This is a genomic window from Marinobacter psychrophilus, from assembly GCF_001043175.1.
GTDB lineage: Bacteria > Pseudomonadota > Gammaproteobacteria > Pseudomonadales > Oleiphilaceae > Marinobacter > Marinobacter psychrophilus.
In genome coordinates this window covers 2027455-2040632 of the sequence record NZ_CP011494.1, presented here as the reverse complement: position 1 = coordinate 2040632, position 13178 = coordinate 2027455, and the positions used below count along the sequence as shown (strand labels likewise).

Below are 13178 nucleotides of genomic sequence, written 5' to 3'. Positions count from 1 at the left end.
ATACCAAAGTACCCGGAGGCAATTTTGAGCATAGTCCAGGAACACACCATAACCCCGCTGTTTCTCAGTGAAAGTGCGGTGTCCAAAGTACGTGAATTGGTCGAAGAAGAAGGCAACGAGAACCTGAAGCTTCGGGTGTTCGTAACCGGCGGCGGCTGCTCTGGATTTCAGTACGGCTTCTCGTTCGATAAGGTGCAAGATGATGAAGACGCGGTGATTCAAAAAGACGGCATGAGTCTTCTGGTCGACCCCATGAGCTATCAGTATCTTGTAGGCGCAATGGTCGATTATCAGGAGGGGCTGCAAGGAGCACAGTTTGTCGTGCAGAACCCGAACGCCAGCTCAACCTGTGGTTGCGGCAGTTCGTTCACTATCTAGTGTCGATATGGTTGCGCCCCTGGTCCATCAGTGCCTTCCATTCCATCTTGAACCAGGGTGTGTACTCGGATGGCGCGTCTTCGAGCTCGCGAGTCACTTCTTCGATGGGCACCCAGCGCCAGTCGGCAATTTCAGCCGGGTGCACCCGGGCTTCGCCGCCCGATGAGCCGATGTATACGTGGCACAATTCGTGCTCAGCACCGCGATCACCGAAATCGGCTTGGTAGATGAACTTGTAAACGAATGTCAGCGACGCTTCCAGCCCCAGTTCTTCCCGTAGACGGCGGTGAAGCGCTTGGTCCATTGTCTCACCGCGTCGGGGATGCGAACAGCAGCTGTTGGACCAGTACAGCGGCCAGAGCGGTTTGCCCGCAGCACGCTGCTGCAGCAACACTCGGCCCTGTTCGTCGAACAGGAAAATCGAGAACGCCCTGTGCAGGGTTCCATGGCCCTCGTGGCAGTCGCTTTTTGAGCGATAGCCTACTTCGTTGTCATCTTCATCAACGAGTATAAGGGGCTCGTCATCGAACGATACTTTTTCGCGCATATCCTCACCTATTTTTCGGCTTACCGCCCATTGTAACCTGAATCGTCTGATAGCCGGCTTCACGGATACCCGATTCTATTCGATCGGCAGCGCCGGGTTCCGGCGGACACAGGGCAATGATGGAACCACCACCACCGCCACCGGTGAGCTTTGCCCCGAGAGCACCGTGGCGGCGGGCAATCTGGATCATTTCCTCCAGTTCCCAGCTCGACACCTGCATCGCGTTCAGCAGGCCATGGCAAATGTTCATCAGCTCTCCCAGCGTCTCGAGCTTGTGCCCGACCAGCGCATCCACGCCCTCGATCACCAGCGAATCAATCTGGTTGAAGATAGTTTCGTACAGCTCGGGGTGCGCTTCGCGTGCCTTGCGAACACGCGAGACTGTCGCCGCGGTCAGGCTCTCGACACCGCTGATACCGACGACCAACTGCACGGCCTGATCGATCTCGATCACCTTGCGCAGCGGCGATTCACCGGAACGGAAGAGCATGGTCTGGCCATAGGTCGAGAGCGTGTTATCGATACCCGATGGCGTCCCGTGTGCGATCTTTTCGCACTCGAACGCCAGCTCGTTGACGCGCTCGTCATCCAGGCCGAGTTCAAAACAACGGTCCAGTGCGCGAATGGTGGCCACCGCGATCGCCGCCGATCCGCCCAGTCCCATGGCTCGCGGTACGTTGGGGAAAATTTCCAAACGCATGCTTTCGCGTTCGAGTCCGAGCGTCTTGAAAATAATCGCCAAGGATTTCTCATAAGCATGCTGTTTTTCTGCGCTTCGGTGCAATCGCTGCTCTACGCCCCAGCGCGGAATGATCAGTTCCACGCCGTCCCCGCCGCGCTGCACGTGCGCCTGTATGGCCAACGGTATCGGCGTCGCGATCGCATGCCGCCCGTAAACAACTGCGTGCTCGCCTAACAGGATGATCTTGCCGTGTCCGCTGGATACGTTGCGTTCCTCGGTAGCGGTTTCAGACTGCGGCTTCTCCTTAGCGGCCTTCACGCGAGGGCTGACGGCTTGCTCGATTAACTCTCGCGCCTTCCAGATCTTGATCTCGCCGGATTCGATCAGCCGGTCGACGACGGTTTCGAAGATTTTTGGTGTTGCACCGGCCGCGGCTGCCACGCTTCGGGCGTGCAGCGTCATGTGGCCTTGCTGGATGCCTTCGGTCGCAAGCGCGCGGATTGCCGAAAAGTTCTGCGCAAGACCCACCGCGCCCATCACTTCGGCCAGCTCGCGCGCCGAACTCACGCCCAGAAGCCTGAGGTTCATTGCCGCCGTGGGATTGGACTGCAGCGCACCCCCGACAATACCGACCTTGATCGGAATCTCGAGCTCGCCTTCCAACGAGCCGTCTTCGCCCCGCGTCCACTGGGTCAGCGACGTATAGTGGGATCCGCGCGCAGCCCAGGCATGGGCGCCCGTCTCAAGGGCGCGCCAGTCATTGCCTGTGGCCAGCGCCACGGCATCGATTCCGTTCATGATGCCCTTGTTATGGGTCGCCGCACGGTAGGGGTCGATCGAGGCAAATTCGTTGGCCAGGATGATTCCGTCGCGCACCTGCTCACCATCGAAACCGCGGCCGGCCAGCGCGTCCAGCGGAATCGAGACCCGGGCCTTGACCAGGGCTCGATCGGTCAGATTTGAAAGAATCCGCAGGAACACCTTGCCTTCGGCGATATTCTCGACCAGTGAGGCAACGCCTTCGCACATTGTGTTGACCAGGTTCGCGCCCATCGCGTCGCACGTATCCACCAGCAGGTGGGCGACGACCATGTCACCGCGCTGGCCCGATGATGGGTGAATCAGCACTTGGAGATCCTTGGCCCCGCCGCCGCGAGCCACCATGTTTGGGTGCAGGCTGTTGGCAAGGTTCAGGATTTCGCTTTTACGCTGCAACAGTGCCGCCTTGGCGCGCTGCGGATGCGGTACGTCAACGACTTGGATCTGGCCAATCAAAATCGGCTCGGAGCTTTCGACCCGGAAGCCGCCGCCGGCCCGTGCGATCTTGGCCGCAGAGCTCAGCGCCGCAACGATCGAAGGCTCCTCCACGACCAGTGGAATGGCGTATGCCTTGTCGTTGATCAGGAAATTCAGGCCCAGCGCCAACGGCAGCCCCATGACGCCGATGACGTTTTCGATCATCTTGTCGGCCGACTGGATCGAGAGCGTGTGATTGCCGCTAGCCAGCGCTTGGTAATCCTGGTTCGAAAGCAGGCCCTGCTTGCGAACTTCGCGAACCCGCTGCGAAACCGAAAGTTTGTAGAACTCGGGAATTCTTGCCATGCTTGTTCCTTGTTAAAGTTTTCTGCCCGATTCGGGCTCCGGGCGCCACGCAGCTTCTGCGCCAAATTCCGATATTGCCAAGTTTAAGGGAACCCCACCGCAATCTGAGACGCCGAGCTCGAATGCCCGGAGTTTCTCTGCATCACGCGCCAGGGCAATTCCAAGGTCGCCACCACCGGCGCCACAACTCTTGTAGACCACCCCGCACTCGTGTCCATGTTTGGCCAGCCGTCGATGGGGGGCGGTCATGACCTCCTTGCCCATGGCATCGCCCAGCGCGACCATCTCAGCGGCGTAGGCGGCGCAAGCATCGAACAGGACAGCCCCGTCGTGCGCGTTGGCGGCGGCGTGGCGCGCAATCTCGTCCAAGCGGGACCGAATCCGGCCTGCACTAACAGGATCCGCCAGCTTCCAGGTATCGAACGCACCGACGAAATCCGTGGTCTGGGCAGCCTGACGGGTCCATATTGCGCGCCAATGTAGATCCTTTGGCCAGTTCGTCGGTGTGCAGATCGCGAATTCGTCGGTGGATCGAAATTCGCTGATACCACCGCAAAACGCCGCGGCCAGGTCTGCGCCACTGGCACGGGCGCCCAGTGATTCGCGATAAACCGGCAACCATCGACGCAGGCGCGCGCGCGGATCCGCCGGACCTGCCGTCTCTGCGAACCACTCGGTCAACGCCACCGCCAGTGCCGCGCAGACGGCCGCACTCGAGCCCAAGCCTAGCTTTATCAATCGTCTGCGGTCGGATTCGAAAAGGGCCCCAGAGTCGATCTCGACGTTCATTGTCGTGATCTCGCCGGGTGACCGGCCCAGCACCCGCATGATGCCCGGTATCAACCGACCGGTTAGGCCCAGCACGGAGGAATCTGCGCCATCGCAGCGCAACACATCGCCCTCGACCCGCATGGCTGCCCGCTCAAATCCGAGCTGAACGGCACTCAACCAGCCCGTACCGCTAGATGCCCGCTGCAACCGGACTTTCACCCTCCGGTCCACCGCCATCACCAGCGCCGGTGCCCCGTCGAGCACGGCATATTCACCAATTAAAAGCAGTTTGCCCGGCGCAGAGGCCTGGACGCAGTTCACATTCACGTCTGACCGTCGTCCATGCTCACCGCACCACTGCCCAGCCCAGCACGCAGAATTTCAGTCACGCCGGGCACATCCTCGAGCGCTGCGGCCACCGTATCTGCCGCTTCCGGTGCACATATCGCTTTAACCTGAGGGCCGGCATCGACGGTAAAAAACACCGCAACGCCCCGGCCGCGCAAACGACGTATGCGATGCAGGCATTCCATGGTCGTTGCATTGAAATACAGAAGACCCGGCCGGGCCGACATGGCCAGGCCGTGCAAGGCCAGTGCGCTCGCTTCAGAAACGTGCGCCAGCGCATCGAAATCACGAGTCGCGATAGCCGTTCGCGCCAGCGCGAGGTCGTTGGGTTGATTGTTCACCCAAGCTGAATAGAACGGTGACGTTTGTGCGGTCCGCTGCATGCCTTCAGTGGATCCCACCGACTTTCGACCGCGCTCGCTAACCGCGATTACGATCGCCAACGGCCAGTCCGCCGCCGCGGCCAAGGGTTCGGCGACGCTGTCGCTGCCGTCGGGGAGTTCGCCGCGGTGCATCTCCACGTATCCACCAAAAATCGAGCGCGCGGCGGAGCCGGACCCGATTCGCGCAAGCTCCGAAAGCCTGGAGGGAGAAAGATCCAACCCGTAGGCGCGATCCGCCGCAGTCACCAGCGCGGCGAAACCCGACGCCGACGAGGCCAGACCAGCACCGGTAGGAAAGTTGTTTTGGCTGAAAACCCGAGACCGGGTTTCACTTCCACCGATGGAGCGCATGCGCTTCAGCAGTGCCGTCACGCGCCCTGAACCGTAGGCCTCAATCTGACCATTGAGCTCGAAGCTATCCTGCTCCAGCGCCGGATCCAGTTCTACCCGGGTGCGGGTCCACAGCGCGTCCAGCGCGATCGAGATCGAGCCGACGTCCGGCAGGTTCAAGTCCGCATCACGTTTGCCCCAGTACTTGACAAGGGCAACATTGGCGTAAGCGATGGCCCGGGCTCGACCCGGCGAGTATTCGGTGTTCATTAGAGTCGCGACAGATCCGTCTCGTTCGTGGCTGATACGGTCATTTCTGGCGGTCCGCATCCGTTCAGCTTCATCGGTCAGCATGTTGGTGCTCCAGGGCAGGACCTAAGTAGGCCAGAAATTCCACTTGTTTCTGATGGTCGCTTCCCTTGCCAGTACTGGTCACGATGCTGGCTCAGATTAGCCCTAGTTCCAGCCGCGCTTCCTCCTCCAGGTTGTCGTAGCTCCAGGGCGGATCAAACACCACATCCACCTTGCCGTCTTTAACATTCGGGACCTGCAATAGCTTGTCTTTTACGTCGCCGGCAATAATGGCGCCCATTCCACAACCCGCCGACGTCAGGGTCATTTCAACAAATACAAAGTGTTTGTCCTGGTCAATATCCAGTTTGTAGATGAGACCCAGACCTACAACATTCACCGGAATTTCCGGGTCGTAGACCAGTCGCATCGCATCCCAGCATTGCTGATCACTGATTTTCCCATCCTCAGGGGGTTCAAACACGATGGCGTCTGACTGAAAGCCCAGTTTCCGGGTAACTTCTGGGGACAGTCGATACAGATTGCCCTGGTAGTTAACAGTGAAGCTGCCGCCAAGCGCTTGGGTTATCAAGACAGAAGCTCCCTGCGTTAGCGTGACAGACTCACCGGAGGGCACCTTTAACGCAGGACAGTCTTCTGACAAAACAAATGTCTTGGGCTGCTTTGCCAGTTTTTTCGAGTTCGGTGCCTTGATCGTCGGGGTCTGAAGACCATCCTCTTCATCAAGGCCGATCTGCATGTCTTGTAGATAAGGCACGCTCGCCGCGTCGAAATAGAGGATCAGGTCACCAAACTCTTTCCTGAAATCCTTGGCTGATTCTTCGCCGGGCGGGCAGAAGGCCAGGCAGGTCTCGGCCTTCTGAGTGCCACCATTCTCCATGTAAACACGCACCGTCATTCCAGGCACTGCCTGCTTTGCAAGCAAGGACATCAGGAAACCATGGGCTTCTGGTGTTACTTCCGCATTAATGTTCACGAGCTATACCCCCTGTTCTGCGTTTTCACGCCGGCGCTTGAGCTGGTTGGTTTTACACTCGTTGCTTACAGGATCCATCCACGCCAAGTGTTGATCCCAGCTCTCATCTTTACTTTGCTCAGGCTTGTTACAAGTCATCGTTACCTCCTCTGGCCCTTTGGAAATGAGGGAAACTCTTGACATACTGTCAGCACCGGTCGGGCGTCTACCTCGAGTTTGGTCAGGACCACTTCACGTTCTTGCATGCCTTATCGGGTCTTGTTTGATATCAATCAAGAGACGGTGAAACTTTCCCCGCAACCGCACTCAGCGGTGGCATTCGGATTGCGGAACAGGAACACGGAGTTCACGCCTTCCGTCACGAAATCGATTTCAATACCGTTGACCAGCGCCAGGTGCTCTTCTTTGACGTAAACATCGACACCGTCAATATGGAAGATTTTGTCGTCCGCTGCGACATCCTCGGCCCATTGGGTTTCATACTTGAACCCGGAGCAACCGCTCTTCCGAATGGCCAGGCGAATGCCTTTGGCTTGCGCTTGCCTGTTCACTTGTTTAAGCACGTGTTTGACCGCGCTTGGCGTCATGGTGACGGCAACGGTTGGTGTGAATACTGCGGTTGTCATGGTTCCACCTCCATCAGGCAAAAAGACGCTGGATTTTCTGCAGGGTCGTGAATAACGGCTCACGCCTCCTGAAACGTTTGAGTGAAAAAGTCATTCAGCCGAAACTGCACGGCTTCTCGAACCGCTTCAACAGGAATCTGTTCAACCAGTTCGTTGATAAATGCGATGGTCAACAGCGTGTTGGCTTCGCGACGACCGACACCACGGGAAACCAGGTAAAACAACGAGGTTTTATTGAGCTGGCCAATGGTGGCGCCGTGGGCGCATTTTACGTCGTCGGCGTAAATTTCCAGCTCGGGCTTGGTGTCGATTTCCGCACCGGTTGAGAGCAACAGATTCTTGTTGCTCATATTGGCGTTGGATTTCTGGGCATCCTGATGAATATGGATACGCCCATTGAAAATCGCATGAGATTGGCCCGCAGCGATGTTGCGATAGGTTTCTTCGCTGTTGCAATGGGCTGCTATGTGCTCGATTGACGTGTGGTTGTCATAATGCTGCTTGCCCTGCGTGACCACGACACCGTTCAGTTTGCACTCGGCCCCTTCACCTTCAAGGCGCAACTGCAGATCGTGCCGACGCAGCGGGCCGCCAAAGCCAACGCAGTGGCTTTCAAAACGCGAGGCAGCCGCCTGGCGAACACCCGTTGCACCGATGTGCTGAACGCTTTCGCCTTCCAGAGTAAGCCTCACGCTGGTTATTCGGGCACCTTCCGCCAGAACAAATTCAGTGACCGTGTTAACCATCACCGGCTCACTACCGCTGGAAATGTACTCTTCTACCAGCGTCATCTGGCTGTGCCTTGCCGCATCGACGTAAATCCGCGGATAGGCGGAACCTACCGACGAAGCGGTGACTTCATGGATGATAAACAGCGGCTGGTCGAGAACGGCTTCTTTGTCCAGCTGGATAAACAGGCCATCCTCAAACCGGGCGGAGTTCAGCCTGGCCATCTGCACGGTTTGGCTGTCCAACGTGTTGTCCAGGCGTTCTGCCAGCGCAGCGACAGTTTGGTCGTCAAGGTCGCAGAACCGCTGAATACGAATGCCGTCAAGATCCGGAAAGTCGCTGGCTTCCGGAACCATTACGCCGTTGCGAAAAACTACGTGGTATCCAGCCGTGGACAGGCTGGTGCCTTCCTTGCCACGAGAGGGGAGGGCAACGGCAAGCTCATCCGACAGCTTTAGGTGGCGGACGGAATACTTCCAGTTCTCGGTTTTACGGGTCGGCAATGGCATATCCACCAGAGCCATACCCTTTTTTTTGCGCAATTCGAGCAAAGGCTCGGGCAGGTAGTTGCCGGCTGGCTCAAGAAAGACGCGAGAAAGCGTGGGTGCTGACTTCATTCGGTGTCCTCCTTAGCTGTCTGTGGCTTCTTTGTCTTTCACGTTGAGCCAGCCGTAGCCGCGCTCTTCAAGCTCATAGGCCAGCTCGCGCCCGCCAGATTTGACAATTTTTCCATCGGCCAGCACGTGAACATAGTCCGGCACAATGTGGTTCAGCAGGCGCTGGTAGTGAGTCACCATCAAGATGGCTCGATCTTTAGCGCGCAGGGCGTTAACACCGTCCGAAACCACGTGCAGCGCATCAATGTCCAACCCGGAATCGGTTTCGTCCAGAATGGCCAGCTTGGGTTGAAGCAGCAGCGCCTGCAAAATCTCGTTGCGCTTTTTCTCGCCGCCGGAAAAGCCCTCGTTTACGCCGCGCTTAAGGAAGGCCGGATCCAGATCAACTTGCATGGATACTTCCCTCGCATGTTTCATAAACTCAGCCGCATTCATCTCCGGCTCGCCACGGTGGCCGCGCATGGAATTGACGGCGGTGCGCAGGAACTGCAGGTTGCTGACGCCTGGAATCTCTACCGGGTACTGAAACGCCAGGAAAATGCCTTCGCGGGCCCGTTCTTCGGTTTTTAGGTCCAGCAGATTTTCACCGTTGAAGGTGACTTCACCCTCGGTGACTTCAAAGTTTTCACTGCCTGCCAGCACCTGTGACAAGGTGCTTTTACCTGAGCCATTGGGACCCATAATGGCGTGAATTTCCCCGGCTTTAATTTCCAGGTTGATGCCCTTGAGGATTTCTTCACCTTCAACGGACGCGTGTAGATTTTTGATGTTCAGCATGTATTGGCTTCTCTCTGTAATCTCAAATTCTGTTTTTAACCGACAGAGCCTTCAAGGCTCACCTCAAGCAATTTGCCAGCTTCAACGGCGAACTCCATCGGCAGTTCCTTGAACACCTCTTTACAGAAGCCGTTCACAATCATCGAAACGGCCTGTTCAGGGTTGATTCCGCGCTGACGACAAAGGAACATTTGTTCGTCGCTGACCTTGGAGGTCGTGGCTTCATGCTCGATAATGCCCGATTTATTTTTGCTCTCGATGTACGGAAAGGTATGCGCACCGCAGCGGTCGCCAATCAGCAGTGAATCGCACTGGGTAAAGTTGCGCGCACCCTCTGCGCCTGGGCCAAACTTCACCAGGCCACGATAGGCGTTCGAGCTGTTACTGGCAGAAATCCCTTTGGCGATGATAGTGCTGGACGTATTCTTGCCGAGGTGGATCATCTTGGTGCCAGTGTCGGCCTGCTGGTAATTGTTGGTCAGCGCCACGGAGTAGAATTCGCCAACGCTGTTTTCGCCCCGAAGGATGCAGCTCGGATACTTCCAGGTAACGGCAGAGCCGGTTTCTACCTGAGTCCAGGAAATCTTGGAGTTTTTACCGATGGCAGCGCCACGTTTGGTAACGAAGTTGAAGATGCCGCCCTTGCCGTTTTCATCGCCTGGATACCAGTTCTGAACGGTGGAGTACTTGATCTGGGCGTCGTCCAGGGCCACCAGTTCGACCACAGCTGCGTGGAGCTGATTTTCATCCCGCATAGGCGCGGTGCAGCCTTCCAAATAGCTGACGTAGCTGCTGTCTTCGGCGATGATCAGGGTGCGTTCGAACTGCCCAGTGTTGGCTGCGTTAATGCGGAAATAGGTAGACAGTTCCATGGGGCAACGCACGCCTTTCGGTATGTACACGAAGGTGCCGTCGGAGAAGACCGCAGAGTTCAGGCCAGCAAAGAAGTTGTCACCCGCCGGAACGACAGAACCCAGATATTTTTTGACCAGCTCCGGGTGTTCCTGAATGGCTTCGGACATGGAGCAGAAAATCACGCCTGCTTTGGCGAGTGGTTCTTTGAACGTTGTCGCTACTGAAACTGAGTCAAACACGGCATCGACCGCCACGCCTGCCAGCTGTTCACGCTCGTGCAGGGGGATGCCCAGTTTTTCGTAGGTTCTGAGTAGCTCCGGGTCGACTTCGTCCAGGCTCTGGAGCATGTCTTCTTTGCGCTTGGGCGCGGAATAATAGGAAATTGAGTTGTAGTCAATTTTTGGGTAACCCACGTGCGCCCAGTTCGGCTCATCCATTTCCAGCCAACGACGATAGGCCTTTAGCCGCCACTCCAGCATCCATTCCGGCTCTTTCTTAAGGCCGGAAAGGCGGGCAATCACGTCCTCGTTCAATCCAGGTTCGAAAGTGTCGGATTCAATCTCAGTCACGAAACCGTGTTCGTATTCCCGCTTGACCAGCTCGTTCACTTCTTTATCAGTGGTCGCCATGATCGTCACTCCTTATCTTTCATTGAAGGCTCCAAGAGCCTTGGTTTTTGCGGTTTTGATTCAACACCTAAGGTCACCATCGCTGTAACCCTATAAACCGGAGACTACACTCCCTCTCGGACCCACGAACAAACCGTCTCAAGTGCCATAAAGCGTGCTGCGCAAGACATCCTCCGGCTTCGGTGGCTGCAGATATCGAGCGTTTGCCGGCTTCTCGAACGGCCGGGTGACAGCCTCCAGAAGTTGGTGAAACTCACTGAAATCTCCCTCTTGGGCCCGCCGAATGGCGTGTTCTACCAGATGATTGCGCGGTATAACCACAGGGTTTGCCGTAGCCATTGCATGCGCACACTGGCAAGGGCTGCGGCCGGTCAGTGTCAGCCTGAGATGCCAACGTCGGTACCAGTTCAGATAATCACCGGCATCAGCACCGAAAAGCCCTGCCGTGATGCCGCCGCCCTCCACATCCTCTGCCAGGCTCAGGAAAAAAGTGTGGTAATCCACTTTCTGCAGGGCCAACAGCTGCCGCAGATCCTGAATCAACTGGCGGTCCTCCGGCATCACAGCCTCCAGGCCAAGGCGGGCCCGCATCAGGTCTAGCAGATGTTCTTCGTACATTGGCCAGAACTCCTGCACCGCCCGCGAGGTCTGGGCCACGGCTTGGGATTCTGACCCATCAAAAAGTGCAAGCAGGGCCTCAGCCAGACGAGCAAGGTTCCATTGCGCCGCGAAACCCTGGCTGTTGTATGCATACCGGCCGGTAATGTCGATCGGACTGAACACCGCATCGGGGTCGTAATGATCAAGGAAGGCGCAGGAGCTATAATCCAGGGTTTCGCCGGCCAGAGACATGTTGTCGGTGTTCATCACCCCATGAACAAACCCCAAACTCATCCAGTGTGCGACCAGCTTTGCCTGCCGCGCTACCATCAGGCGCAACAGCGCGAGATACGGATCGGGGTCGATCATCAATTCAGGGGCTATGCGGGCAATGCTGTAATCAGCCAGCTGCCGCAATGGCTGCCACTGTTGACGCCGGGCGAAATACTCAAAGGTACCTACCCGAATATGGCAGCTGGCCACTCTTGCCAGAACAGCTGCCGCCTCCGCTCCCTGGCGGTATATTTTTTCGCCGGTTGTCGTCAACGCCAGTGCTCGGGTAGTGGGAACACCCAGCGCATGCATCGCCTCACTCACCAGATATTCACGTATTGCCGGTCCGAGCGGCGAACGGCCATCTCCACTCCCTGCAAACGGTGTCCGGCCTGCGCCATTCAGTTGCAGGTCACGGCGCTGTTGGCAGCCGTCGATAACCTCACCCAGAAGAATCGCCCGGTCGTCTCCCAGTTGCGGCATAAATTGGCCAAACTGGTGCCCGGCATAGGCCATGGCCAGTGGCTGTGCATTCATCGGCAACCGGTTACCGGCAAACAGTTGCGTTAAGTGATCGCTATTTGCCATCAAGTCTGAATCATCCATCCCCAGTTCCCCGGCCAGAGGTTTGTTCAGTACGAGCAATTCTGGTGCCGCTACTGGGAGAGGCTCACAGTGTTGATAAAAGGTGGCGGGCAGGCGGGCATAGCTGTTATCGAAGCACATTCCCGTCATCATTCGTGACGGGCCTCGGCTTTCTTGCTGATGGCTGGTAAGCGCGCCCATATCGCTTTTTTCCTTAATTAGTGTCGTAACGATACTAAGTAAGCATGGCTAACTTGTCAATATAGTATCGAAACGCTATCGCATTGGACATTATCTGGTTATGGTCTGAATAGTGAAAAGGTGAGCTATCAACGATTTTTATGGCCTCACACCCTTCACGAATACGGCCATATTATGGTATCGCTCCGAAACTACAATCTTGTTAAATTAGTTGTTAATCGCTATTATAAAAAAATTACCGAGGGGGCTTGAAATTAGACGTCACCAAATTGAGTATGATCAAGGAGCTGGAAATGAACGGTCGCGCTAACGCGGAATTGGTCTTTCACTTGGGACGCATAGCGTCCGGCGAGGGTCTCGCAGAGGGGCTGACAGCAGCCCAATGGGCTGCGCTTAGATACTTCGCACAGGCCAACCGTTTCTCGCAAACGCCGTCCGCCTTCGCCGCATTTCATGCTACAACGCGGGGTACGGCGTCACAGACAATCAAAAGCCTCGAAACCCAAGGCTATCTGACACGCATGCGGTCAGAGGACGACAGGCGCAGTGTCCGGCTCGTTCTGACCGAGAAAGCCCGGGGCATTCTTGCGAACGACCCCTTCGAATCTCTGGTCCGTGCTGCGGAATCACTACCTCCCAGTGTCCAAAGTCATTTTGCCAGTGCCTTGCAACGCTTGCTCGGCCAGGTGACGCAAGAAAGAGGCAAGCCTCACTTCGGCGTCTGCACGTCGTGTCAACATCTGGAAAGCGACGGCTGCAGTCGGGACGGGCAGGCGCCCTATACGTGCGGTTTCATGAGCGCGCCCCTGTTTTTGGAAGAACTCGACGGAGTCTGCATCAACTTTATCCAGGGCAAACCGGTAACGGTGAAAGGCTCTGTCACCGGAGCTGAACCGCGATGAGCCCTGTTCGGCATCAGCGTTTGCTCTCTTCAGGACTGTGTCATGACTGATATAG

General features: G+C 56.8%; 13 protein-coding genes. 2 read left to right on the top strand and 11 right to left on the bottom strand.

Going from position 1 to position 13178, the window contains the following annotated elements:
• The first annotated feature begins 24 nt into the window (after window positions 1-24).
• Window positions 25-378: an iron-sulfur cluster insertion protein ErpA gene (erpA, locus tag ABA45_RS09110; RefSeq protein WP_014871238.1), complete on the top strand. Its 354-nt coding sequence runs from the start codon at window positions 25-27 to the stop codon at window positions 376-378.
• On the opposite strand, the gene idi is transcribed toward erpA, so the two are convergent.
• The 11 genes from idi to ABA45_RS09060 all read right to left on the bottom strand — a co-directional run bounded on the left by idi (window position 371) and on the right by ABA45_RS09060 (window position 12221).
• Window positions 371-925 (bottom strand): isopentenyl-diphosphate Delta-isomerase, encoded by a 555-nt coding sequence (gene idi / locus ABA45_RS09105; protein ID WP_048385510.1) that lies wholly within the window; start codon window positions 923-925, stop codon window positions 371-373. The genes erpA and idi overlap by 8 nt on opposite strands.
• Before the next feature lie 4 nt (window positions 926-929).
• Complete coding sequence (locus ABA45_RS09100) at window positions 930-3209, bottom strand: hydroxymethylglutaryl-CoA reductase, degradative (RefSeq protein ID WP_048385508.1); 2280 nt, start codon at window positions 3207-3209, stop codon at window positions 930-932.
• Window positions 3210-3221: 12 nt separating this feature from the next.
• Window positions 3222-4307, bottom strand: coding sequence for a mevalonate kinase family protein (locus ABA45_RS09095; protein ID WP_048385506.1), 1086 nt, complete (start codon window positions 4305-4307; stop codon window positions 3222-3224).
• Window positions 4304-5395: a diphosphomevalonate decarboxylase gene (mvaD, locus tag ABA45_RS09090; RefSeq protein WP_227505987.1), complete on the bottom strand. Its 1092-nt coding sequence runs from the start codon at window positions 5393-5395 to the stop codon at window positions 4304-4306. The genes ABA45_RS09095 and mvaD overlap by 4 nt, the downstream gene beginning before the upstream one ends.
• A 91-nt stretch (window positions 5396-5486) precedes the next feature.
• Entirely contained in the window at window positions 5487-6329 is an 843-nt protein-coding gene (locus tag ABA45_RS18280) for an iron-sulfur cluster assembly protein (RefSeq protein ID WP_053076156.1), read from the bottom strand.
• Window positions 6330-6332: 3 nt separating this feature from the next.
• On the bottom strand, window positions 6333-6467 hold the full coding sequence (locus ABA45_RS19590) for a hypothetical protein (protein WP_264753013.1): 135 nt from the start codon (window positions 6465-6467) through the stop codon (window positions 6333-6335).
• 134 nt (window positions 6468-6601) lie between these two features.
• Window positions 6602-6955, bottom strand: a complete 354-nt coding sequence (locus tag ABA45_RS09080) for a HesB/IscA family protein (RefSeq protein WP_048385504.1) — start codon at window positions 6953-6955, stop codon at window positions 6602-6604.
• A gap of 59 nt (window positions 6956-7014) precedes the next feature.
• Complete coding sequence (gene sufD, locus ABA45_RS09075; protein WP_048385502.1) at window positions 7015-8301, bottom strand: Fe-S cluster assembly protein SufD; 1287 nt, start codon at window positions 8299-8301, stop codon at window positions 7015-7017.
• Between the two features lie 12 nt (window positions 8302-8313).
• The gene (gene sufC, locus ABA45_RS09070) at window positions 8314-9078 is read right to left on the bottom strand and encodes a Fe-S cluster assembly ATPase SufC (protein ID WP_048385500.1); all 765 of its coding nucleotides are present in this window, start codon (window positions 9076-9078) and stop codon (window positions 8314-8316) included.
• Window positions 9079-9113: 35 nt separating this feature from the next.
• Window positions 9114-10562, bottom strand: coding sequence for a Fe-S cluster assembly protein SufB (gene sufB / locus ABA45_RS09065; protein ID WP_014871221.1), 1449 nt, complete (start codon window positions 10560-10562; stop codon window positions 9114-9116).
• 138 nt (window positions 10563-10700) lie between these two features.
• Window positions 10701-12221 (bottom strand): protein adenylyltransferase SelO, encoded by a 1521-nt coding sequence (locus ABA45_RS09060; protein WP_048385499.1) that lies wholly within the window; start codon window positions 12219-12221, stop codon window positions 10701-10703.
• Window positions 12222-12469: 248 nt separating this feature from the next.
• On the opposite strand from ABA45_RS09060, the gene ABA45_RS09055 reads away from it, so the two are divergent.
• Entirely contained in the window at window positions 12470-13123 is a 654-nt protein-coding gene (locus tag ABA45_RS09055) for a MarR family winged helix-turn-helix transcriptional regulator (RefSeq protein ID WP_227505986.1), read from the top strand.
• The last annotated feature ends 55 nt before the right edge of the window (window positions 13124-13178 follow it).

Bases quoted from the DNA above. Each gene is read 5' to 3' on its own strand.
- sufB (WP_014871221.1), bottom strand. From the start codon at position 10,562: ATGGCGACCACTGATAAAGAAGTGAACGAGCTGGTCAAGCGGGAATAC.
- idi (WP_048385510.1), bottom strand. From the start codon at position 925: ATGCGCGAAAAAGTATCGTTCGATGACGAGCCCCTTATACTCGTTGAT.
- sufC (WP_048385500.1), bottom strand. From the start codon at position 9,078: ATGCTGAACATCAAAAATCTACACGCGTCCGTTGAAGGTGAAGAAATC.
- mvaD (WP_227505987.1), bottom strand. From the start codon at position 5,395: ATGCTGACCGATGAAGCTGAACGGATGCGGACCGCCAGAAATGACCGT.
- ABA45_RS09080 (WP_048385504.1), bottom strand. From the start codon at position 6,955: ATGACAACCGCAGTATTCACACCAACCGTTGCCGTCACCATGACGCCA.
- sufD (WP_048385502.1), bottom strand. From the start codon at position 8,301: ATGAAGTCAGCACCCACGCTTTCTCGCGTCTTTCTTGAGCCAGCCGGC.
- ABA45_RS09060 (WP_048385499.1), bottom strand. From the start codon at position 12,221: ATGGGCGCGCTTACCAGCCATCAGCAAGAAAGCCGAGGCCCGTCACGA.
- ABA45_RS09100 (WP_048385508.1), bottom strand. From the start codon at position 3,209: ATGGCAAGAATTCCCGAGTTCTACAAACTTTCGGTTTCGCAGCGGGTT.
- ABA45_RS19590 (WP_264753013.1), bottom strand. From the start codon at position 6,467: ATGACTTGTAACAAGCCTGAGCAAAGTAAAGATGAGAGCTGGGATCAA.